Consider the following 21889-nt stretch of genomic DNA (forward strand, 5'->3'; position numbering starts at 1 on the left):
TTGCTTAGCTGTTATGATGAAAACCCTGAAAATTGCCACTCGACAAAGCCCGCTTGCGTTATGGCAGGCTGAACACATTCGTGCCCGCTTAGAGGCGATGCATGCCGATTTAACTGTTGAGTTGGTGACTTTTGTCACACAGGGCGATAAAATTTTAGATACCCCACTGGCAAAAATTGGGGGGAAAGGCTTATTTGTCAAAGAATTAGAAGCTGCTTTAATGGATGGTCGTGCCGATTTAGCCGTACATTCCATGAAAGATGTACCCATGGCATTGCCTGAAGGGTTAAGCTTGGCGGTCATTTGTGAGCGTGAAGACCCGTTCGATGCCTTTGTATCGAACCATTATGCCAGTTTTGCAGATTTACCACAGGGCGCTAAAGTCGGAACCTCAAGCTTGCGCCGCAAATGTCAAATTTTAAAAGCACGTCCAGATTTAGAGATTATTGATTTACGTGGCAATGTGGGCACGCGCCTGTCTAAGCTAGATGATGGTCAGTATGACGCAATTATTTTAGCCAGTGCAGGATTAAGGCGTTTGGGCTTGGCAGAGCGCATTCGCCATACTATTCAGCCGGATGTGAGCCTACCTGCAGTGGGGCAAGGGGCTTTGGGTCTGGAATGTCGTAGCCAAGATCAGGCGGTTCTGGATTTGATTTTGCCGTTAATGCATGCTGAAACCAATGTGTGTGTACGTGCCGAACGTGCTTTTAATGCTTACTTAGAAGGCGGTTGTCAGGTACCAATTGCAGGCTATGCAACTTTGCAGAATGGTCAATTGCAGATTGAAGGTCGTGTTGGTAGTGTCGATGGGCGAACCATTCTTAAAGCTGTGCAACATGGTGCACCTGAACAGGCTGAAATGCTAGGTGAAGAATTGGCAAAAGCTTTATTGGCACAAGGTGCGGGTGAATTACTGAAAGCCTTGTATCAATAGTCCATATTGCGCCAGAAGCCCATGCTATTCATTAATACCCGACCTAAAGATCGTGCAGAGGTCTTAACTCAGGCTTTGCAACAACAGCATATTGAGGTCATTGACTTGCCCTTGTTGCAGCTTACTGCACAGCCGTGGTCAGAGCAACTGGCTAATTTATACACTCAGTTGCCACATACACATATTATTGTGGTGGTCAGTCCTACTGCAGTCGATATTGGGATGAAATATTTAACCCAAAGCCAAATATCCTTGCAGGATTTGCAACATATACGTTGGGTGGCTGTGGGTGAGAAAACTGCAGAAGTTTTACGCGGATATGGTGTTCATAGCGAAGTCCCGCAGGTTGAAACCTCCGAAGGGATGCTGAGTTTGCCGTGTTTGCAAAATTTAAAAGTGGGCACACAAATTGCTTTTTGGCGTGGTGAGGGCGGTCGGCAATTTATGATGCAAACGCTGCTTGATCAGGGGATGCAGATCCATAATTTTGTGTTGTATAGACGGGAGTGTCCTGCCAGTTCTATTGAAAAAATGCAGGCAGTACGCGCACGTTTAATACAATCTTCAGAATTTATCATGATGATTAGCAGTGAAGCCAGTTGGTTAAACTGGCTGAGCTTGATTCGGCAGGAATTTGATTTACTGAACAGAGGATATTATTGGGTATTGGGTGATCGTTTAGAGAAAATTTTACTCGATTATCAAATGCAGCATCATACAAAATATAAAGTATTGAAGTTGACCCATTTAAAAACAGAATTAATATTGCAGCACATGATGCGCATGCAAGGAAAGCTATGAAAAAACTGGTTGTGATCGTGATGTTGATTGCGTTGATTTGGATCGTTAAATTAAGTTTTGATGTGATGCAAGTTTCGACGCAACAACAGCAACTCAGTCAAAGTTTGCATTTAGTAGAAAAAAATATTGCCAATTTAAATGATCAACTGGTGGCTTTACAGCGACGTAATTATACACAAGGTGCAGCAGAACAGCCCGCAGTATCCAGCGCTGTGCCGCAAGTAGATGCTATTCAACCAATGGAGATGGTGGCGCAGCAATTAGACTTGGTGGAATTTTCTTTACAGCAGCAGCAATTTCACTATGCAACCGAAATGCTGGCAAATTTAGACCGTGAGTTAAACGAATATGCTTTAGCGCCAGCTTTGAAACAAAGTTTGCACCAAGTTATTCAGCAAGATCAGAGACAAATTCAACAATTTATAACAACACGCGATGCGAAATATCAACAAGTGAGTCAGTTGTTACAACAGTTAGATCAACACATAAAACAGCAAGTTCAACAACCTGAGCTGAACCCTGCAGATGTCGATGATCGTTATATTTGGCAAAAATGGCTGAGTATTGAATCAGCCAAGCAACCGGCAACACAGTTGATGCAGCGCCAGATTATTTTAAAAGAGGCACAATTGCGTCTATTGCTGGCTCGACAAGTATTTATGCAAGGTCAATATGTGCAATATCAACAAGAAGTGAATGACATTATTCAGTTATTACAACAATTACCTGATCAGAAAGTACAGCAATTGGTTCAGCAATTAGAAAAAATTAAAAACTTAAATATCGTTCCAACGCCAAGTTTAAAAACGCGTGCTTTATTGGGAGCGGTATAAATGAAACAGATTTTACTCGCCTATGTAGTGGTCAGTATTCTACTGATAGCTTTGCTGAGTGTACTGAGTTATGGGTATGGTTCAGGCTATGTTTATGTGTATTGGCGTGAATGGCAATTGCAAACCAATATTTGGTTGTTGTTGTTTTTTTTCTTGTCGATCAGTGTTTCGCTACAAATTTTATGGTTGTTGTTAAAACGCTATTTTAGCCGTGAGCAGCGTAAGGTTGAAACCGTATTTAACTTTAAAAATCTGCATCCTTATGAGCAATTGGGGGTCATTTGGTTGTTAGATGCTGCTGAAGATCAACATACATTTATTCGACAGGTATTTGCCCAGTCAGGCTTCCTCAAAGGGGTGATAGAAGCACGTATGTATTCCATTCAACAGCAATATCCGCAAGCGTTGACTGCATTAAATCAAAGTAGTGCCATGGCGTTTGAATTGGCAGAAATACAGCGTATTGAAATTTATTTAGCGCAGCAGCAACCTGAACAAGCTTTGACACATTTAGAGTTTCTGAATCAGCATGAATTATCGCCGTGGTTATTTAAAGTCAAAACAGCTTATCAAAAGCGTTTAGTTGCTTTGTGGGGTGAGTTTGCCACGCAATATCCTTGGCATTATTTGCGTTCGACCAAATACGGGCATTTAGATGCAGACACCAAACAAAAGTGGCTAACCCAGTTATTAACACAATTTGAGCAGACCGATGCAGAAAATTTACAGGCCTTGCAACAGCGTTATTGCGACTTAGGGGAGCAGATTTTCAGTCAGCCTTATGCCACTCAGGTGTTGTGGTTGAAGTTGTTATCGCGTCTGCCTGATTTAGCTGCACAACATGAACGTCTTGCGGTACATATGTTGAGTGAACAGTTTAATCAGGAAGTGTTTTATTTATGGTTCCAACATCAGTTGTTAAAACAGCAACCTGATTATGCAAAAATTGAACAGCAAATAAATTTGTGGGAACAGAAATATCCTGTATTACCTGTATTTAGTTTTGCTAAATGGCATATTTTTACGGCAACAGCACGTTATTCAGAAGCCGAACAATTACTGGATTTATATCCTGAACACGTATTAATGAGTTATTTAAGAGTTAAATCTAACTTAAAAGATCAGCCTGAATTATTAAAACAGTTAAATTTAATCTTTGAAAATAATTCTAATTTTGTCGAAATTAAAATTTAAAGGTGAGTAGTGTTAACATTAGCAGATTATCCAATTGTTTTTGAGCAGCGTGTCGCATGGGGAGATATGGATGCTTTTGGGCATGTCAATAATGTGATTTATTACCGTTATATTGAAAATGCGCGTTTGTATTATTTGAACCATTTAAAAATTTTACAGCAAGATGTTTTGACTGTAATTGCCTCAAATCAGTGCAAATATATACGTCCCGTGGTTTATCCTGATATTTTAAAAATTGGTGTTCGGGTAGAAGAGTTGCGTAATAGTGCCATGCGTATGCATTATTTAATTTATAGTGAAGCACAGCAAATGGTGGTGGCAGAGGCAGAGGCAGTGATTGTATGTGTGGATTGCGTCAATATGCAAAAAACCTTAATCCCTGAAAATGTACGCGCGGCGATCCATAAAATAGAAAAAACTGCATAGCATATTCTTGATTAAATCTTAATAATCAGTTCATAATATGTCCGACTGTTATTTATATGTAGAGTAGTGGGTTTTTTATTGACGCTTGGGTTTGATAAAAATAGAATGAATCTGCTTAATTTAATAACTGAATATAAAAAGCATAGTTTTTGGAGTAAGTATGATGCCTGATATTAGCAATTTGTCTGTAGAACAGTTAAAGCATTTACAAGCGGAAGCGGAAGCATTAATTGCAACAAAAAAAGATCAAGCGATTGAAGATGCCTATGATCAAATTTTAGCGATTGCAGACAATTTGGGTTTAAGCATTGAGCAGATTTTGGAAGTTGGCGAAAGCAAGCGTAAGAAAAGCCCACGTAAAACTGTAGCGCCACGTTATCGTAGCAAAACCAATCCTACAGATACTTGGACGGGTCGTGGAAAAAAACCACGCTGGTTAGTCGCTGAAATAGAAAAAGGCGCAAAACTTGAAGATTTTCTAATCTAAGCTTCATCAATTTGTCATTGACTTGACTTAGAGTTCAAAAACCAAGCAATACAGCTTGGTTTTTTTATCGGTATGAATTGGCGACGCCGAAAAAGTGTGCATAATGTGTGAGTGTTATAAAAAGTCATTCATAGAAAAATTAGTAAGGTTGGTCGTGGTGGCATGATAAAGAAACCCAAATACATCACGTGGTGGATTTTCGCCCTCATTGCATTTTTGTTTTTTGTGTTGTTACAAATTCCCGCAGCGTGGTTGATTTCAAAATTTTATAAAAATAATCAGACCTTACACAATGTGAGTGGTAATATTTGGAAAGGACAAGCTGATTGGCATAAAGGACAGTTACGTGGCTCTTTAAGTTGGAATACACGTCCTTTAGATTTAGTTTTATTACGTGTCGCTGCCGATGTTGAAGTGCACAGTGGCAATACTAAACTCGAAGGCATTATTGGCTATCGTTTTGGTAGCGTCTTGGTGCAATCTTTAGATGGGCAAGTTGCGCCAGAAACCTTAAAAAGTATTGTGGACTGGCAGTGGCCAAGTAATGCGATTCAACTCAAAGATATTCATTTGAATTTTAAAAAACAACAAGGTTTTACCAAAAGCAAAGGACAGTTGCAGTGGGCGGGTGGCGAATTGCTGTATCGTTTTGCTCAGCGCCAAGACCGTATGAATATTCCTGCGTTAAAAGGCAGCTTGTCTGATGAAAATGGCAAACTGTTATTTGATATTCGCGATCAGCGTGAACAAAAAATGCTGAATATTGCGCTTGATCAAAGCTTGATGTTAGATGTACAACTTACGCAACGCTTATTAATGAATATCGCCTCTTATGAGGGTAAAGCGGGCTTAGATACCTATGTAATCAGTACTCGCCAACCTCTATTTAAAGGAGGTTTCTAATGCGTACACTCTCTGAACGATTGGAAAATTTGCACTGGAAGCAGTTTGATCGTGCTGCGCCTGTACTTTTAACTTTTTTGATTTTGTACCTGTGTTGGAAGCTGGCGAGTTTATTTTGGTGGGTTGTTGCGCCGCCCCAAGTCATGCAAATTGATCGGGTGGAGTTAGGTTCACAGCAACCACAAATCCCGAATACTTCATCCTTTGCATTGTTTCAAGAACTTGGGCGTAGCAACACTGCCGATGATCAATTAAATATGACCTTGCAAGGTGTGGTGGTTGGGCAACCGAGTCAGTTTTCTTCTGCGGTTATTAAAGTGAATGACGTGGCAGAGCGATACCGTGTTGGAGATGTGATTGATTCGAGTCAGTACCAATTGGCAGAAGTTTATTGGGATCGGGTGGTTTTACGTCATAGCAGTGGCGCGACGCGTGAAGTATTGTTTAAGGGTATTGAAAATGGTTTAAATCAACCTATCGCACCTTTAATTTCAAATGGTAACCAAGAGCCTGCAATGGCACCCCCCCAGTCCGTACAACCGAATAACGCCATTGGACAGGCAGTGCAGCGTATACAGGAAGATCGCGAACAATATTTAAAAGAGATGGGTGTTGAGGCAAATACGGGCAATGGTTATGAAGTGACCACACGTACGCCAGCCGCTTTAAGAAATAAACTGGGTTTACAGCCAGGTGACCGTATTTTGTCTTTAAATGGACAAAACGTCGGGCAAGGGCAAAACGATGCGCAGTTATTAGAACAAGCGCGTCGTGAAGGTCAGGTGAAATTAGAAATAAAACGTGGTGATCAGGTGATGACCATACAACAAAATTTTTAAATGAATCGGCATGTTGAATAATGCAGAGGCATATTTAGGGTTAGGAAACACAGTAGATTATGGCTTTATTGAATCATGAGCGTCCATTTTGGGCATTACTGGCTGCTGCACCGCTTGTTGCAATGGTGAGTACTGCAAGTCATGCGCAAACCTGGAAAATTAATTTACGTGATGCGGACTTAACTGCATTTATTAATGAAGTGGCCGATATTACCGGCAAGAACTTTGCAGTCGATCCGCGTGTGCGTGGCAATGTCACGGTGATTTCCAACAAAGCCCTGAATAAAAATGAAGTCTATGACTTATTTCTAGGGGTGTTGAATGTGAATGGTGTGGTGGCTATTCCATCAGGAAATACCATTCGCCTTGTACCTGACAGCAATGTTAAAAGCTCAGGCATTCCTTATGACAGTCGTCAAAATGCGCGTGGTGATCAAGTTGTAACGCGGGTGATATGGCTGGAAAATACCAATGCCAATGACCTGATTCCTGCTTTACGTCCGCTCATGCCACAATTTGCACACTTATCAGCGGTAGGGGGCACCAATGCCTTAATCGTGTCAGATCGTGCCAGTAACATTTATCAGTTAGAAAGCATTATCCGTAACCTAGATGGTACGGGGCAAAATGATATTGAGGCGATTAGTCTGCAATCCAGTCAAGCCGAAGAAGTGATTGGCTTGCTCGAGTCGATGAGTTCGACAGGGGCTGCGAAAGATATTAAAGGTTCGCGTGTACGCATTGTGGCAGACAATCGTACCAATCGTATTATCATCAAAGGCGATACCGCAACACGTAAACGTATTCGCCAAATGATTGAAATGATGGATGTGCCTGCTGCAGATCGTTTGGGTGGTTTAAAGGTTTTTCGCTTGAAGTATGCCAGTGCACAGAATTTAGCAGAAATATTGCAAGGTCTGGTTTCAGGGCAGGCGGTGAGCAGCAGCGCTAATGCTAATAGCAACAGTAGCAACAGCAGTTCTAGTAATTTAAGCAGCAACAATAACACCACAGGTAATTCATCGACCATTTCTACCCCAAGTATTAATTTAGGGGGCAGCTCGAATAGTAATAATCAGAACAACATCACGAGTTTTAATAGCAATGGTGTCAGTATTATTGCCGATGGTTCGCAAAATGCTTTGGTGGTCAAAGCCGATCCGCAGTTAATGCGTGAAATTGAATCGGCGATTCAGCAGCTAGACACCCGTCGTCAACAGGTGTTGATTGAAGCTGCAATTATAGAAGTAGAGGGCACCGATGCCGACCAATTGGGTGTTCAGTGGGCATTGGGTGATTTAAGCAGCGGCATTGGCCTGATTAACTTTGACAATATTGGTGCAAGTTTAAAAAATGTTGCAGCAGGCTATTTGACTGGTGGTGCAGCGGGTGCAGGCAGTGCGATTGGTGCAGGTACATCTTTGGTTTTGGGGGATTATCGTGAAGGAAGCGATGGTTCCCGTAAACTCTATGGTGCGATGATTCAGGCTTTGAAAGAAAAAACCAAATCCAATTTATTGTCTACCCCTTCTATCGTGACTATGGATAATGAAGAAGCCTATATTGTGGTGGGTGAGAACGTTCCTTTTGTGACAGGGTCATTATCCACCAATGGTGGTGTGGCAAATCCTTATACCACCATTGAACGTAAAGATGTCGGGGTGACTTTAAAAGTGGTGCCACATATTGGTGAGGGTGGAACACTACGCTTGGAAGTTGAACAAGAAGTGTCGGATGTCAAAGCCAATAAAGGTCAGGCGCAGGATTTAGTCACCAGCAAACGCGCCATTAAAACTTCGATTTTGGCTAAACATGGGCAAACCATTGTCTTGGGTGGCTTGATTTCTGATAACTCGATTTATAGTCGTCAAGCTGTGCCAGGTTTGGGGGCTATTCCAGGCTTAGGGCGTTTATTCCGTTCCGATGGTCAATCTAATCAAAAACGTAATTTATTAATTTTTATTCACCCAACGATTGTGGGAGATAGTCAGGACATTCGCCGTATTTCGCAGCAGCGTTATAGTCAATTGTATAGCCTTCAATTGGCGATGGATACCGATGGTAGCTTTGCTAAACTGCCTGAAAATGTTAGTGATGTCTATCAGCAGCGTTTGCCTGTCTCTCGAGTTGCACCGCAAGCAGGAACTTATCAAACCCTGCCGTCAGCAGTGCCTGCAAACCGTACAGAAACGGTGGTGAGCACTCCTGTTGCGATTGAGCCTGCGGTGCAGCGCCAAAACGTAGTTTTGCCACAGCAGGAAGTCAGCAAAACCAAAAATACAGTCACCACGACCACAATTCGCGCTACACCTTAATCGGATCCTGCGCAGATTGTGGTTAAGGGCATGTTATGATGTCGCCAAATCACACGAGAGAAGTTATTTATGACTTGGAAAATACAAGCAATTAGCGGTGAATTTACTGGCCAAGAAATTAGTATCGACCGTGATATGTTGGTGGGGCGCCATCAAAGTGCAGATTTGGTGCTGCAATCGGCAGAAATTTCACGTAAACATGCAGCTTTTTTACTTAAAGAACAAGCGCTGTATGTGCAAGATTTAAATTCTTCGAACGGCTCTTTTGTTAATGATTTGCGTATTGCCGATGAAACTTTACTTAAAGAAGGTGATATCGTTCAATTTGCTAGCTTAAAATTTTCAGTACTTGCGCCTGCGGTTGAATTGGAGCATGCAGCTGATGTTGCTGAAACTGCAGATAAAGTCACAGCGCAAACAGAAAAAACACCTGCACAGCAAATGAATGAGCAGGGAATGCCTGAGTTGAATCAACGTGACAGTTCTATGCAATTAAACCGAGATGGTATGCCGCAAGGTGTGGCAGTGCCGAAACCAGCGCCTATTCCAGAAGGTGTAGATATTCATGCAGCTCAAGCAGAGCCAACACCTGTGCCTGTCGAGCAGCCTGTTTCTCGTGTGGAACTAGAGAAAGAACAGCAGAAAAATGCCTCTGTTGGCTTGATTTCACTAGTTGTCTTGGTGATTTTGGCAGTTTTGGCTTGGCTATTGTTTAAATAAGTAGCCTTTGCTTTACAATCAAGGCATGCGATCGCATGCCTTTGTTCATTTAGGGGGGAAGAATGTCTATTGCTCAGCTAGATACGCGTCAAGTCATTTTATTTGATTTAGATGGCACCTTGGTCGATTCTGCGACAGATTTATACCGCGCCATGAATATGAGTTTAAATGCGCTGCAACTGCCTTTGGTAACACTGGAACAAGTCCGAACGTGGGTGGGTAAGGGAACTGCGGTATTTTGTAATAGTGTTTTATCGCACTTAATGGGCGAAGTTCATCCTGAACAGCAACAACAGCTACTAAACACCTTCTTAGAAATTTATAATGCCGATCCGTGTATCGACACACAACCCTTCCCGGGCATTATTGAATTTTTGGATTGGGCAAAAGCACAACAAAAAACCTTAGTTTGTGTGACCAATAAGCCTGAACAACCAGCTCGTGCCATTGTGGAAGCATTAGAGATGCAACACTATTTTGCTGATGTGATTGGTGGAGATCGCTTTGAGGAGCGTAAACCACATCCACGTCAATTGCTACATTGTGTGGAACATTATCAAGTGGAAAAGTCTCAAGTCTTGATGATTGGTGATTCTTCTAATGATGTTGAAGCTGCGCGTCGAGCGGGGGTTGATTGTATTGTAGTCAGCTACGGCTATAATCATGGTGAACCGATTGCCAATTGTCAGCCGCAACAAATTGTAGATAATTTAACTGAATTGTTAAATATTTAAGTGCTTAAAACTTCATGCTAATTGCTATAAAGGATATCAATATGAGTCAGGCTGTAATGCCCGTATTTCGATGGCGACGCTAGTCAATCTACAACCGTCCTTCACTTCGTCTTATCGAAAACATTGCTACATCGAAATATAGAGAGCTCCACATGACCACTCAGACTCAATTTGAACAACTTAAAGCAGCAGGCTACAACCTCATTCCTGTATATCGCCAGCGTTTGGCTGATACCGAAACTCCATTGTCGGTATTTGCGCGTTTGAAGCAGCATCAACAAGCTTATTTGTTTGAGTCTGTACAAGGGGGTGAAAACTGGGCGCGTTATTCAATTATTGGTTTGGGTGAATCTACAGTTTTCTCTTGCAATGCGGGTGAGCTCACCATCCAACATGCCGATGGTTCAATCGAAAAACAAACTTGTGCGCAGCCGTTTCAGTATATCCGCGATTTTCAGACCCAGTTTAAAGTGCCTACGCAAGCCGACTTGCCTGAATTGCCAAGTTTTACAGGCGGTTTGGTGGGCTATTTGGGTTACGATGCAGTACGTTATATTGAGCCACGTTTGAAAAATGTGCCAACAGCAGACCCCGTCGGCTTGCCTGATATTTGGATGATGTTGTCTAAAACGGTTATCGTGTTTGATAACTTAAAAGATACTTTGTTCTTAATTGTACATGCCGATGCAATGCAGGCAGATGCTTATGCTCAGGCGCAGCAGCAACTCGATGTACTAGAAGAAATTTTAGCAACCCCGATTAGTCTAAAAGCAGAAAAACATACGCCACCACATTTTGACTCGCTCACAGGCAAAGAAAAGTTCTTGGCGACCATTGATGTCGTCAAGGAATACATTCGTGCGGGCGATGTCATGCAAGTGGTGCCTGGACATCGTATGGTGTCAGATTTCGATGGTGAGCCGTTGCAGGTTTATCGTGCTTTACGTCATCTCAACCCATCGCCGTACTTATTCTTGGTGCAAGGCAAAACTTTGGGTGATGACCAACCGTTTCATATTGTTGGTTCATCACCTGAAATTTTATCGCGTTTGGAAAACGGTATTGCCACTGTGCGTCCTTTAGCGGGTACACGCCCGCGCGGTAAAACTAAAGAAGAAGATTTGACACTTGAGCAAGATTTATTATCGGATGAGAAAGAAATTGCTGAACACTTAATGCTGATTGACTTAGGGCGTAATGATGTCGGACGTATCGCCAAGATTGGTAAAGTACAAGTAACTGATCAAATGGTGATCGAGCGTTATTCGCATGTCATGCATATTGTTTCAAACGTGCAAGGTGAGGTGCGTGACGATGTTGACGCTTTGGATGTTTTTCAGGCAACCTTTCCTGCGGGGACGCTTTCGGGTGCACCAAAAATTCGTGCCATGGAAATTATTGATGAAGTTGAGCCTGTAAAACGTGGTGTTTTTGGTGGCGCTGTCGGCTATTTAGGTTGGCATGGTGAAATGGATATGTCGATTGCGATTCGTACCTGTGTTATACGTCACAATAAGGTCTATGTTCAGGCAGGTGCAGGTCTAGTTGCGGACTCAAACCCTGAGTCTGAATGGAATGAAACCCTAATAAAAGCTCGCGCAGTGATCAAAGCGGTTGAATTATCATCAAATGGGTTGATTTTATGAGTTTTTAGCGTTTTTTTTAAAAAAAACACTTGCACGGATTTCAAGTTTTGCTAAACTGCACACCGTTCCGATGCGAAACGTACGAAACACTAAGAAACGCCGGCATAGCTCAGTTGGTAGAGCAACTGACTTGTAATCAGTAGGTCCACAGTTCGAATCCGTGTGCCGGCACCATCTTAGAGAGTTTGTGTTGTTGAGTAAAGAACGAACACTGAGTAAGTGTGAAAATGGTGGGATTCCCGAGCGGTCAAAGGGAGCAGACTGTAACTCTGCCGCGTAAGCTTCGAAGGTTCGAATCCTTCTCCCACCACCATTAACTTCGATAGAAGTGGTAATTACCAACATAGATGCGGGAGTAGCTCAGTTGGTAGAGCGGCAGCCTTCCAAGCTGCATGTCGCGAGTTCGATCCTCGTCTCCCGCTCCATCGAAGGATTTATCGCTCTTATAGCTCAGTGGTAGAGCACTCCCTTGGTAAGGGAGAGGTCTCGAGTTCAAATCTCGATAAGAGCTCCAGATACAGTTTAGCGATTATTCGCACAAATTTTTCCAAAAAGCAGGCTTATTAGTCTGCTTTTCAAGTATTAGGTGTCTAGTTTTTTAGGCGATATGTCGGGGCAGAGTTTTACTCAGCATTGTGTTCGACGTAAACGAGGAAGATGAACATGGCTAAGGCTAAGTTTGAACGTAATAAGCCACACGTTAACGTGGGCACAATCGGTCACGTTGACCATGGTAAAACAACTTTAACAGCTGCGATTGCAACTGTATGTGCAAAAAAATTCGGTGGTGAAGCGAAAGACTACGCTGCAATTGACTCTGCACCAGAAGAAAAAGCACGTGGTATTACAATTAATACTTCTCACGTAGAATACGACTCTCCAACTCGTCACTACGCGCACGTAGACTGCCCGGGCCACGCCGATTATGTTAAAAACATGATTACTGGTGCTGCTCAGATGGACGGCGCGATCCTTGTATGTGCTGCGACTGACGGTCCAATGCCACAAACTCGTGAACACATCCTTCTTTCTCGTCAGGTAGGTGTACCTTACATCATCGTATTCTTAAACAAATGCGACCTTGTAGACGACGAAGAACTTCTTGAACTAGTTGAAATGGAAGTTCGTGAACTTCTTTCTACTTACGACTTCCCAGGTGATGACACTCCAGTTATCCGTGGTTCAGCTCTTCTTGCGCTTAACGGTGACGCTGGTCAATATGGTGAAGCTGCAGTTGAAGCTCTTGTTGAAGCGCTTGACACTTACATCCCAGAGCCAGTACGTGCAATTGACCAAGCATTCTTAATGCCAATCGAAGACGTATTCTCTATTTCTGGTCGTGGTACAGTAGTAACTGGCCGTGTAGAAACTGGTATCGTGAAAGTAGGCGAAGAAGTTGAAATCGTAGGTATCAAAGACACAGTTAAAACAACTGTAACTGGCGTAGAAATGTTCCGTAAACTTCTAGACGAAGGTCGTGCGGGCGAGAACTGTGGTGTTCTTTTACGTGGTACTAAGCGTGAAGACGTACAACGTGGTCAAGTACTTGCTAAACCAGGTACAATCAAGCCACACACTAAATTCGATGCGGAAGTATACGTACTTTCTAAAGAAGAAGGTGGTCGTCACACTCCATTCCTTAACGGTTACCGTCCACAATTCTATTTCCGTACAACTGACGTAACTGGTGCAATCCAGTTGAAAGAAGGCGTTGAAATGGTAATGCCAGGTGACAACGTTGAAATGTCAGTAGAATTAATCCACCCAATCGCAATGGACGCTGGTTTACGCTTCGCGATCCGTGAAGGTGGTCGTACTGTAGGTGCAGGTGTTGTTGCTAAAGTAACAGCATAATTATAGAATGTGTTGAACAGGTCGAGAGCTTTGGCTCTCGTTCTGTTTTGTAGGTCAGTAGTTCAATTGGTAGAGCGTCGGTCTCCAAAACCGAATGTTGGGGGTTCGAGTCCCTCCTGGCCTGCCACTTTTTTTAAAAAAGCTTGATGTCGGCTAATCTAGTCATATAATAAGTCGCGAATTCTACGACGAGTACAAAAATGTCGAATGATAAATCGCGTGACGCATTAAGCGACGCGCCAATCCCTCAAAGAAATAATTCTGCTGAAGTTGTTCAATCGAGTTCTCCATTAGACTATGTGTTATGGGGTATCGCTTTGATTTTATTCATCGCTTCGATGATGGTGAATCAGCATCTTCCTGCATATTGGACACCAGCCAATGATATTTGGGTGCGTGTTGGGGTAATTTTGGCTTGTATCGTTGTGGCTTTAGGTTTATTATACGCCACCCATCAAGGCAAAGGCTTTGTTCGTTTGCTTAAAGATTCACGTATTGAATTGCGTCGAGTCACTTGGCCTACTAAACAGGAAACTGTAACAACGTCATGGCATGTATTGATTGTTGTTGTAGTCACTTCAATTGTATTGTGGTGTTTTGACTATTTGTTAGGCTGGGCAATCAAGTTAATTATCGGGTAAAAGAGCTATGAAACGTTGGTACATTATTCATGCCTACTCAGGTTATGAAAAACAAGTGATGCGTTCGCTTAATGATCGAATCCAGCGTAGCGCTGTTGCCGATAGCTTTGGTGAAGTCCTTGTTCCTACCGAAGAAGTGGTAGAGATGAAGGATGGTAAGAAACGTAAGTCAGAGCGTAAGTTCTTTCCAGGCTATGTATTGGTTGAAATGGAAATGAACGATGAAACTTGGCACATTGTTAAAGAATGTCCAAAAGTTTTAGGTTTTATTGGTGGTACAGCAGAAAAGCCTGCCCCAATTACGCAAAAAGAAGCTGATGCGATTCTTGCACGTGTACGCAATACTGGTGAAGCACCTCGTCCGAAGACGATGTTTGAGCCAGGCGAAGAATTACTTGTGATTGATGGTCCATTCACCGACTTTAAAGGCGTGGTGGAAGAAGTTCAATACGAGAAGTCACGTTTAACGTTGACAATTAATGTATTTAATCGACCTACTCAGGTTGAGCTGGAATTTCGTCAAGTCGAAAAATCAGTTTAAGTTTGAGTGGTTGGAAAACGCCCGATTTATGATGAATCGGGCATTGTTGTTGTAACGGTATCGTTACTTAAAATATTGGGGAGCCTAGCGGCGTTTGTACCCAGAGGTAATTTGAAATGGCTAAGAAGATTGACGGCTATATCAAGCTGCAAGTTCCAGCTGGTAAAGCGAATCCATCTCCACCGATTGGTCCTGCATTAGGTCAACGTGGTGTTAACATCATGGCATTCTGTAAAGAATTCAATGCTGCAACACAAAAAGTTGAACCAGGTTTGCCAATTCCTGTAGTGATCACTGTGTACAACGACAAGTCGTTCACATTCATCATGAAAACTCCTCCTGCTGCAATTCTTCTTAAGAAAGCTGCAGGCATTCAAAAGGGTTCAGCTGTGCCTAACAAAAACAAAGTTGGTAAGTTGACTCGTGCTCAATTAGAAGAGATTGCGACTACTAAAGAACCAGATTTAACTGGTGCTGATTTAGAAGCACGTGTGCGTACCATTGCTGGTTCTGCACGTTCTATGGGCTTGGATGTGGAGCTATAAGACATGGCAAAGTTAACTAAACGTCAAAAAGCCATTGCTGCTGCTGTAGAAGCAAACAAAGTTTACTCTTTGGAAGAAGCAGTTGAAGTTCTAAACAACCTTCCTGCTGCTAAATTCAAAGAATCTTTGGATGTTGCGGTAAACCTGGGTGTTGACCCACGTAAATCTGATCAGGTTGTTCGTGGTGCGACTACACTTCCTGCAGGTACCGGTAAAACTGTACGTGTAGCTGTTTTCGCTCAAGGTGCTGCTGCAGAAGCTGCTAAAGCTGAAGGCGCAGACGTAGTTGGTTTCGACGACTTAGCTGAAAGCATTCAAGCGGGTAACCTTGACTTTGACGTTGTGATTGCAGCTCCGGATGCAATGCGCGTTGTAGGTAAGTTGGGTACGATTCTTGGTCCACGTGGCTTAATGCCAAACCCTAAAGTGGGTACTGTAACTCCTGACGTTGCGACTGCAGTTAAAAATGCAAAAGCAGGTCAAGCGCGTTACCGTGTAGACAAAGCGGGTATTATCCACGCTGCGATTGGTCAAGTTGGCTTTACTGCTGAAGCAGTTCGTTCAAACGTTGAAACCTTAGTTGCTGACTTGAAAAAGTTAAAACCTGCAACTTCTAAAGGTGTATACATCAAAAAGATCACTTTGAGCTCTACTATGGGTCCTGGTCTTGTTATTGATGTACAAAACGTTTCTAACTAAGTCTGACTTAGAAAGAATTTTAAAGTCCTGAAAATCACCCTCTTTTATTAGGAGAGGACTAGGGAGAGGTGAAATATCTTCATCCCAACCTTCTCCCATAGGGGGAAGGGGTTCTCAGGCGGACTTTGAATTGGTAAATGAGAATTTATCAGCGTCAAAGACCTCAGGCGAAAGTGGTTTTATGCTGCTTTCTTAATATCCCAGCCTGGGTAGACGCGGTGGTGTGATTTATTCATCCTCCGCGTGTAAATTCAGTTTTGAATTTACGAATTGGGAGTGTACTTCGTGTAAGTACATAAATCACCGTTAGGAGGTTTTACAATGGCTCTTCTTATCGAAGACAAAAAACAGATCGTAGCAGAAGTAAACGAAGTTGCTTCTAAAGCGTTCTCAGCTGTTGTTGCTGACTATCAGGGTTTAAGCGTTGAGCAATTAACGGCTCTACGTGTTGAAGCGCGTAAATTAGGTGTTACTACACGTGTTGTACGTAATACTTTGGCAAAACGTGCTCTTCAAGATACGCAATTCACGATCTTGAACGACAACCTTGTTGGCCCAACAATTTTAGCTTTCTCAACTTCTGAAGACGACATGGGTGCAGCTGCACGCTTGTTCGAAGAATTCGCTAAAACAAACAAAGCATTTGAGCTTAAAGCTGCTGCATTTGACGGCAAACTTTATCAAGGTGCTGAAGTTAGCGTAATTGCGAATCTTCCGAACCAAGAAAAAGCGCTTACTATGCTTGCAAACGTTCTTCAAGCTCCTATTTCGAAATTGGGTCGCCTTATTACTGCGCTCAAAGAGAAAAACGAGTCAGAAGCTGCATAAGCTTAAATTTATTTCCACACCATTCAATTTCCATTTGGAGTTATTCTCATGGCTTTAACTAACGAAGAAATCTTAAACGCAGTTGCTGAAAAAACTGTTCTTGAACTTGTTGAACTTATCTCTGCTTTTGAAGAGAAATTCAATGTATCAGCTGCTGCTGTTGCTGTTGCTGCTGCTCCAGGCGCTGGCGCTGCTGCTGCAGAAGAGCAATCTGAATTCAACGTTGAGTTGACTTCTTTCGGTGCGAACAAAGTTGCTGTAATTAAAGCAGTTCGTGAAGCTACTGGCCTTGGTCTTAAAGAAGCTAAAGACATCGTTGAAGGCGCTCCTTCAGTGATCAAAGAAGCTGTTTCTAAAGAAGAAGGTGAAGAGCTTAAGAAGAAACTTGAAGAAGCTGGTGCTACAGTTACTCTTAAGTAATTTCTTAAGGGAGTCGATTTTTTATAATCGGCTCCAAAAATTGGCTGATGGCTCTTGGGTCATCAGCCTTTTTGCGTTACAATTATCGGCTCGATTTTTGTTTGAATGATGGAAAAACCATCAAAAACAATATAAATCAAAAAAATCAAACGCTTACCAATATTTTTCCACATTTAAAAATATTGTTAAGCGTTTTAATACCACTAAAAATTGCAGCATTTGTAAAGAGTGGTGGCCATATCGGCCTGCGTAATTCCTTCTAAACTCGTTCTGCAGGCGGGTTTAGTTTACTTTCCGAGGACTCCAGATGGCATACTCATATACCGAAAAGAAACGGATCCGTAAGAATTTTGGTAAATTGCCCCAAGTGATGGATGCACCGTACTTGCTTTCGATTCAAGTCGACTCGTACCGTACATTTCTACAAGATGGCAAAACTCCAAAAAGCCGCGAAGATATCGGTCTCCAAGCCGCATTTCGTTCAGTTTTTCCTATAGAAAGTTATTCTGGCAATGCTGCTTTAGAATTTGTTGAGTATAGTCTTGGTAAGCCTGAGTTTGATGTACGTGAGTGTATTCTTCGCGGCTCAACTTATGCGGCACCAATGCGCGTAAAAATTCGTTTGATCATCAAAGATCGTGAAACGAAATCAATCAAAGATGTGCGTGAGCAAGAAGTCTACATGGGCGAAATGCCATTGATGACGGATAACGGTACCTTTGTGATTAACGGTACTGAGCGTGTAATTGTTTCTCAATTGCACCGTTCACCAGGCGTGTTCTTTGACCACGATAAAGGTAAAACCCACTCGAGCGGTAAAGTGTTGTATTCAGCACGCATTATTCCTTACCGTGGTTCATGGTTAGACTTTGAATTCGATGCCAAAGATCTTGTTTATGTGCGTATTGACCGTCGTCGTAAATTGCTTGCGACTGTAGTATTGCGTGCATTGGGCTATAGCAATGAACAAATCCTAGACTTGTTCTTTGAGAAAGTACCTGTCTATTTAGACATGGGTAGCTACCAAATTGACCTTGTACCAGAACGCTTGCGTGGCGAAATGGCGCAATTTGACATTACTGATGCTGATGGCAAAGTGATTGTTGAGCAAGGTAAACGTATTAATGCGCGTCATGTACGTCAAATGGAAGCAGCAGGCTTAACGAAGCTTTCTGTACCAGATGAGTACTTATATGAACGTATCACTGCTGAAGACATTACTTTACGTGATGGCGATGTGATTGCTGCAAACACCTTGTTAAGCCATGAAATCATGGTGAAACTTGCAGAAGGTGGTGTAAAGCAGTTCAACATTCTGTTCACAAACGACATTGATCGTGGTTCATTCGTTGCTGACACCTTGCGTGCAGATACGACTGTTGGTCGTGAAGATGCCTTGGTCGAAATCTATAAAGTAATGCGTCCAGGTGAGCCACCAACGAAAGAAGCAGCTGAAAATCTGTTTAATAACCTGTTCTTCTCTTCTGAGCGTTATGATTTATCGCCAGTTGGTCGTATGAAGTTTAACCGTCGTTTGGGTCGTCCTTACGAAGTGGGTACAGACCAGAAGTCACGTGAAGTCGAAGGTATTTTGTCCAACGAAGACATTACCGATGTACTTAAAACATTGATCGAAATTCGTAACGGTAAAGGTGAAGTCGACGATATCGACCACTTGGGTAACCGTCGCGTACGTTCAGTGGGCGAGATGACTGAAAACCAATTCCGTGTTGGTTTGGTACGTGTTGAACGTGCTGTAAAAGAGCGTTTGTCTCAGGCTGAAACTGATAACCTGTCTCCGCAAGATTTAATCAATGCGAAACCAGTGGCTGCTGCAATCAAAGAATTTTTTGGTTCAAGTCAGTTGTCTCAGTTCATGGACCAAAACAACCCGTTGTCTGAAATTACCCACAAGCGTCGTGTCTCTGCGCTTGGTCCAGGTGGTTTGACTCGTGAGCGTGCGGGCTTTGAAGTACGTGACGTACATCAAACTCATTATGGTCGTGTGTGTCCAATTGAGACGCCTGAGGGTCCAAACATTGGTTTGATCAACTCGCTGTCTGTTTATGCTAAATGTAACAATTTTGGCTTCTTGGAAACGCCATACCGTAAAGTGGTTGATGGTCGTGTAACTGATGACGTTGAGTATTTATCTGCAATTGAAGAAGTAGGTACTGTGATTGCACAGGCCGACTCTGCAGTAGATAAAGACGGCAACCTCTCTGAAGAGTTCGTTTCTGTACGTCACCAAGGTGAATTCGTTCGTATGCCTCCTGAAAAAGTGACGCATATGGACGTATCTGCACAACAGGTTGTATCTGTAGCAGCATCACTGATTCCGTTCCTTGAACACGATGACGCCAACCGTGCATTGATGGGTTCGAACATGCAACGTCAGGCTGTTCCGACGCTTATCGCTGATAAACCACTTGTGGGTACAGGAATGGAAGCGAATGTGGCACATGACTCAGGTGTATGTGTGATCGCAAATCGTGGTGGTCGTATTGAATATGTCGATGCTTCGCGTGTGGTCATTCGTGTGAACGAAGAAGAAATGATTGCGGGTGAAGCAGGTGTAGATATCTACAACCTGATCAAATACACACGTTCAAACCAAAACACTTGTATTAACCAAAAAGTTTTGGTGAAGATGGGTGATAAGGTGGGTCGTGGTGACGTATTGGCTGATGGTCCATCTACAGATGGCGGTGAGCTTGCACTCGGCCAGAACATGCGCGTCGCGTTCATGACTTGGAATGGTTATAACTACGAAGACTCGATCTTACTTTCTGAGCGTGTACTTCAAGAAGACCGTTTAACTTCGATTCACATTCAAGAGTTGTCATGTGTTGCACGTGATACCAAATTGGGTGCGGAAGAAATCACGGCGGATATTCCAAACGTGGGCGAAGCTGCGCTGTCTAAACTCGACGAGTCTGGTATCGTTTATATCGGTGCTGAAGTGACTGCAGGTGACATCCTGGTAGGTAAAGTTACGCCGAAGGGTGAAACGCAGTTAACCCCTGAAGAAAAATTGCTTCGCGCAATTTTCGGTGAAAAAGCAGCAGATGTGAAAGATTCATCATTGCGTGTTCCATCAGGCACTAAAGGTACTGTGATTGACGTTCAAGTCTTTACCCGTGATGGTTTAGAAAAAGACGAACGTGCGCAAGCGATTGAAAAAGCACAGCTCGATGCATATCGCAAAGACTTGAAAGAAGAATACAAAATCTTTGAAGAAGCAGCGCGTGAACGTATTATCCGCTTATTGAAAGGTCAAGAATCTAACGGTGGCGGTACAACTAAGCGTGGCGACAAACTTTCTGAAGATGTGTTGTCTGGTTTAGAGTTAGTTGATTTACTTGAAATCCAACCAAGTGATGAAGCAATTGCTGAGCGTTTAACTCAAATTCAAACTTTCTTGAAAGAGAAGAGCTCTGAAATTGATGAGAAATTCGCAGAGAAGAAACGTAAGCTTTCTACAGGCGATGAACTCACTACGGGCGTCTTGAAAGTTGTTAAAGTTTATCTTGCTGTTAAACGTCGCATCCAACCGGGTGACAAGATGGCGGGTCGTCATGGTAACAAAGGTGTAGTATCAAACATCTTACCTGTAGAAGACATGCCGCACGATGCTAATGGTGTACCAGTGGATATCGTATTGAACCCACTAGGCGTACCATCGCGTATGAACGTGGGTCAGATTCTTGAAACACACTTGGGTATGGCAGCCAAAGGTTTGGGTGAGCAAATTGATAAAATGCTCAAACAACAACGTGAAATTGCTGAATTACGTGAGTTCCTAGACAAGATTTATAACAAAGTTGGTGGCGAGCAAGAAGATCTTGACAGCTTAACTGATGATGAAATCTTGGTATTGGCTGGTAACTTACGTGCAGGTGTTCCATTGGCAACTCCTGTATTTGATGGTGCAGAAGAAGGTCAAATTAAAGAATTACTTGAACTGGCTGAATTACCACGTTCTGGTCAAACCGTGTTGTACGATGGTCGTACAGGCGAGAAATTCGACCGCCCAGTGACTGTGGGTTATATGTACATGCTCAAACTCAATCACTTGGTGGATGACAAGATGCACGCACGTTCTACAGGTTCTTACTCACTTGTAACGCAACAGCCGTTGGGTGGTAAGGCACAATTCGGTGGTCAGCGTTTCGGTGAGATGGAAGTCTGGGCACTTGAAGCATACGGTGCTGCATATACGCTTCAAGAAATGCTCACTGTGAAGTCGGATGACGTTGAAGGTCGTACCCGTATCTATAAGAACATTGTAGATGGTAACCATTATATGGACCCAGGTATGCCTGAATCGTTTAACGTATTGACCAAAGAGATCCGTTCTTTAGGTATCAACATTGAACTGAAAAATGGTGACTAAGCATCTCCATTAAATCTCCCTAAATCCCTCTTTATAAAAGAGGGACTTTTCCCCCTTTGAAAAAGGGGGATTAAGGGGGATTAAAACTCAGTTAAAAAACAATATTTGTGACCCAGTTGGGATGTGAAAA

Annotated in this window: 20 protein-coding genes and 5 tRNA genes; all 25 read left to right on the forward strand. The window is 42.8% G+C overall.

What is annotated here, in order from left to right:
- Positions 1-16 precede the first annotated feature (16 nt).
- Complete coding sequence (gene hemC / locus K1T76_RS01160) at positions 17-937, forward strand: hydroxymethylbilane synthase (protein WP_230243889.1); 921 nt, start codon at positions 17-19, stop codon at positions 935-937.
- A gap of 21 nt (positions 938-958) precedes the next feature.
- On the forward strand, positions 959-1738 hold the full coding sequence (locus K1T76_RS01165; RefSeq protein ID WP_230243890.1) for a uroporphyrinogen-III synthase: 780 nt from the start codon (positions 959-961) through the stop codon (positions 1736-1738).
- A complete protein-coding gene (locus K1T76_RS01170; protein ID WP_230243892.1) occupies positions 1735-2571 on the forward strand; it encodes a hypothetical protein in 837 nt (278 codons plus the stop codon). Before K1T76_RS01165 ends, K1T76_RS01170 begins: the two co-directional genes overlap by 4 nt.
- Positions 2572-3765 (forward strand): hypothetical protein, encoded by a 1194-nt coding sequence (locus tag K1T76_RS01175; protein ID WP_019838114.1) that lies wholly within the window; start codon positions 2572-2574, stop codon positions 3763-3765. It abuts the gene before it with no gap.
- A gap of 9 nt (positions 3766-3774) precedes the next feature.
- Positions 3775-4191 (forward strand): acyl-CoA thioesterase, encoded by a 417-nt coding sequence (locus K1T76_RS01180; protein ID WP_019838113.1) that lies wholly within the window; start codon positions 3775-3777, stop codon positions 4189-4191.
- A gap of 160 nt (positions 4192-4351) precedes the next feature.
- Complete coding sequence (locus K1T76_RS01185) at positions 4352-4678, forward strand: H-NS histone family protein (RefSeq protein ID WP_019838112.1); 327 nt, start codon at positions 4352-4354, stop codon at positions 4676-4678.
- A gap of 162 nt (positions 4679-4840) precedes the next feature.
- Positions 4841-5581 (forward strand): type II secretion system protein N, encoded by a 741-nt coding sequence (gspN, locus tag K1T76_RS01190; RefSeq protein ID WP_019838111.1) that lies wholly within the window; start codon positions 4841-4843, stop codon positions 5579-5581.
- A complete protein-coding gene (locus K1T76_RS01195) occupies positions 5581-6420 on the forward strand; it encodes a type II secretion system protein N (RefSeq protein ID WP_019838110.1) in 840 nt (279 codons plus the stop codon). Before gspN ends, K1T76_RS01195 begins: the two co-directional genes overlap by 1 nt.
- Positions 6421-6479: 59 nt before the next feature.
- Positions 6480-8735, forward strand: a complete 2256-nt coding sequence (gene gspD, locus K1T76_RS01200; protein WP_230243893.1) for a type II secretion system secretin GspD — start codon at positions 6480-6482, stop codon at positions 8733-8735.
- Positions 8736-8804: 69 nt separating this feature from the next.
- Complete coding sequence (locus K1T76_RS01205) at positions 8805-9455, forward strand: FHA domain-containing protein (protein WP_230243895.1); 651 nt, start codon at positions 8805-8807, stop codon at positions 9453-9455.
- A 62-nt stretch (positions 9456-9517) separates the two neighbouring features.
- Positions 9518-10189, forward strand: a complete 672-nt coding sequence (locus K1T76_RS01210; protein WP_230243902.1) for a phosphoglycolate phosphatase — start codon at positions 9518-9520, stop codon at positions 10187-10189.
- Between the two features lie 152 nt (positions 10190-10341).
- Positions 10342-11835: an anthranilate synthase component I gene (gene trpE / locus K1T76_RS01215; protein WP_230243904.1), complete on the forward strand. Its 1494-nt coding sequence runs from the start codon at positions 10342-10344 to the stop codon at positions 11833-11835.
- A 98-nt stretch (positions 11836-11933) separates the two neighbouring features.
- A tRNA-Thr gene (locus K1T76_RS01220) sits at positions 11934-12009 on the forward strand.
- Between the two features lie 55 nt (positions 12010-12064).
- Positions 12065-12148, forward strand: a tRNA-Tyr gene (locus tag K1T76_RS01225).
- 36 nt (positions 12149-12184) lie between these two features.
- Positions 12185-12260: transfer RNA gene (locus tag K1T76_RS01230), tRNA-Gly, on the forward strand.
- 14 nt (positions 12261-12274) lie between these two features.
- Positions 12275-12349 (forward strand) — tRNA-Thr (locus tag K1T76_RS01235).
- 149 nt (positions 12350-12498) lie between these two features.
- Positions 12499-13689: an elongation factor Tu gene (gene tuf, locus K1T76_RS01240; RefSeq protein WP_230243906.1), complete on the forward strand. Its 1191-nt coding sequence runs from the start codon at positions 12499-12501 to the stop codon at positions 13687-13689.
- Positions 13690-13740: 51 nt separating this feature from the next.
- Positions 13741-13816, forward strand: a tRNA-Trp gene (locus tag K1T76_RS01245).
- Positions 13817-13889: 73 nt separating this feature from the next.
- Positions 13890-14330: a preprotein translocase subunit SecE gene (gene secE, locus K1T76_RS01250; RefSeq protein WP_070155481.1), complete on the forward strand. Its 441-nt coding sequence runs from the start codon at positions 13890-13892 to the stop codon at positions 14328-14330.
- A 7-nt stretch (positions 14331-14337) separates the two neighbouring features.
- A complete protein-coding gene (gene nusG / locus K1T76_RS01255) occupies positions 14338-14871 on the forward strand; it encodes a transcription termination/antitermination protein NusG (RefSeq protein ID WP_004975770.1) in 534 nt (177 codons plus the stop codon).
- Between the two features lie 116 nt (positions 14872-14987).
- Entirely contained in the window at positions 14988-15416 is a 429-nt protein-coding gene (gene rplK, locus K1T76_RS01260) for a 50S ribosomal protein L11 (RefSeq protein WP_004975771.1), read from the forward strand.
- Positions 15417-15419: 3 nt separating this feature from the next.
- The gene (gene rplA, locus K1T76_RS01265; protein ID WP_230243908.1) at positions 15420-16115 is read left to right on the forward strand and encodes a 50S ribosomal protein L1; all 696 of its coding nucleotides are present in this window, start codon (positions 15420-15422) and stop codon (positions 16113-16115) included.
- 321 nt (positions 16116-16436) lie between these two features.
- Positions 16437-16943, forward strand: coding sequence for a 50S ribosomal protein L10 (gene rplJ, locus K1T76_RS01270; RefSeq protein ID WP_019836123.1), 507 nt, complete (start codon positions 16437-16439; stop codon positions 16941-16943).
- A gap of 48 nt (positions 16944-16991) precedes the next feature.
- On the forward strand, positions 16992-17363 hold the full coding sequence (rplL, locus tag K1T76_RS01275) for a 50S ribosomal protein L7/L12 (RefSeq protein ID WP_004975779.1): 372 nt from the start codon (positions 16992-16994) through the stop codon (positions 17361-17363).
- 307 nt (positions 17364-17670) lie between these two features.
- On the forward strand, positions 17671-21759 hold the full coding sequence (rpoB, locus tag K1T76_RS01280; RefSeq protein ID WP_019836121.1) for a DNA-directed RNA polymerase subunit beta: 4089 nt from the start codon (positions 17671-17673) through the stop codon (positions 21757-21759).
- Positions 21760-21889: the final 130 nt, after the last annotated feature.

The sequence above is a fragment of the Acinetobacter sp. PW68 genome (assembly GCF_020982655.1).
Lineage (GTDB): Bacteria > Pseudomonadota > Gammaproteobacteria > Pseudomonadales > Moraxellaceae > Acinetobacter > Acinetobacter towneri_A.

Excerpts from the sequence above, each read along its gene's own strand:
- hemC (WP_230243889.1), top strand. The coding sequence starts at position 17 with ATGAAAACCCTGAAAATTGCCACTCGACAAAGCCCGCTTGCGTTATGG.
- K1T76_RS01165 (WP_230243890.1), top strand. The coding sequence starts at position 959 with ATGCTATTCATTAATACCCGACCTAAAGATCGTGCAGAGGTCTTAACT.
- K1T76_RS01170 (WP_230243892.1), top strand. The coding sequence starts at position 1,735 with ATGAAAAAACTGGTTGTGATCGTGATGTTGATTGCGTTGATTTGGATC.
- K1T76_RS01175 (WP_019838114.1), top strand. The coding sequence starts at position 2,572 with ATGAAACAGATTTTACTCGCCTATGTAGTGGTCAGTATTCTACTGATA.
- K1T76_RS01185 (WP_019838112.1), top strand. The coding sequence starts at position 4,352 with ATGATGCCTGATATTAGCAATTTGTCTGTAGAACAGTTAAAGCATTTA.
- gspN (WP_019838111.1), top strand. The coding sequence starts at position 4,841 with ATGATAAAGAAACCCAAATACATCACGTGGTGGATTTTCGCCCTCATT.
- K1T76_RS01195 (WP_019838110.1), top strand. The coding sequence starts at position 5,581 with ATGCGTACACTCTCTGAACGATTGGAAAATTTGCACTGGAAGCAGTTT.
- gspD (WP_230243893.1), top strand. The coding sequence starts at position 6,480 with ATGGCTTTATTGAATCATGAGCGTCCATTTTGGGCATTACTGGCTGCT.
- K1T76_RS01205 (WP_230243895.1), top strand. The coding sequence starts at position 8,805 with ATGACTTGGAAAATACAAGCAATTAGCGGTGAATTTACTGGCCAAGAA.
- K1T76_RS01210 (WP_230243902.1), top strand. The coding sequence starts at position 9,518 with ATGTCTATTGCTCAGCTAGATACGCGTCAAGTCATTTTATTTGATTTA.
- trpE (WP_230243904.1), top strand. The coding sequence starts at position 10,342 with ATGACCACTCAGACTCAATTTGAACAACTTAAAGCAGCAGGCTACAAC.
- tuf (WP_230243906.1), top strand. The coding sequence starts at position 12,499 with ATGGCTAAGGCTAAGTTTGAACGTAATAAGCCACACGTTAACGTGGGC.
- secE (WP_070155481.1), top strand. The coding sequence starts at position 13,890 with ATGTCGAATGATAAATCGCGTGACGCATTAAGCGACGCGCCAATCCCT.
- nusG (WP_004975770.1), top strand. The coding sequence starts at position 14,338 with ATGAAACGTTGGTACATTATTCATGCCTACTCAGGTTATGAAAAACAA.
- rplK (WP_004975771.1), top strand. The coding sequence starts at position 14,988 with ATGGCTAAGAAGATTGACGGCTATATCAAGCTGCAAGTTCCAGCTGGT.
- rplA (WP_230243908.1), top strand. The coding sequence starts at position 15,420 with ATGGCAAAGTTAACTAAACGTCAAAAAGCCATTGCTGCTGCTGTAGAA.
- rplJ (WP_019836123.1), top strand. The coding sequence starts at position 16,437 with ATGGCTCTTCTTATCGAAGACAAAAAACAGATCGTAGCAGAAGTAAAC.
- rplL (WP_004975779.1), top strand. The coding sequence starts at position 16,992 with ATGGCTTTAACTAACGAAGAAATCTTAAACGCAGTTGCTGAAAAAACT.
- rpoB (WP_019836121.1), top strand. The coding sequence starts at position 17,671 with ATGGCATACTCATATACCGAAAAGAAACGGATCCGTAAGAATTTTGGT.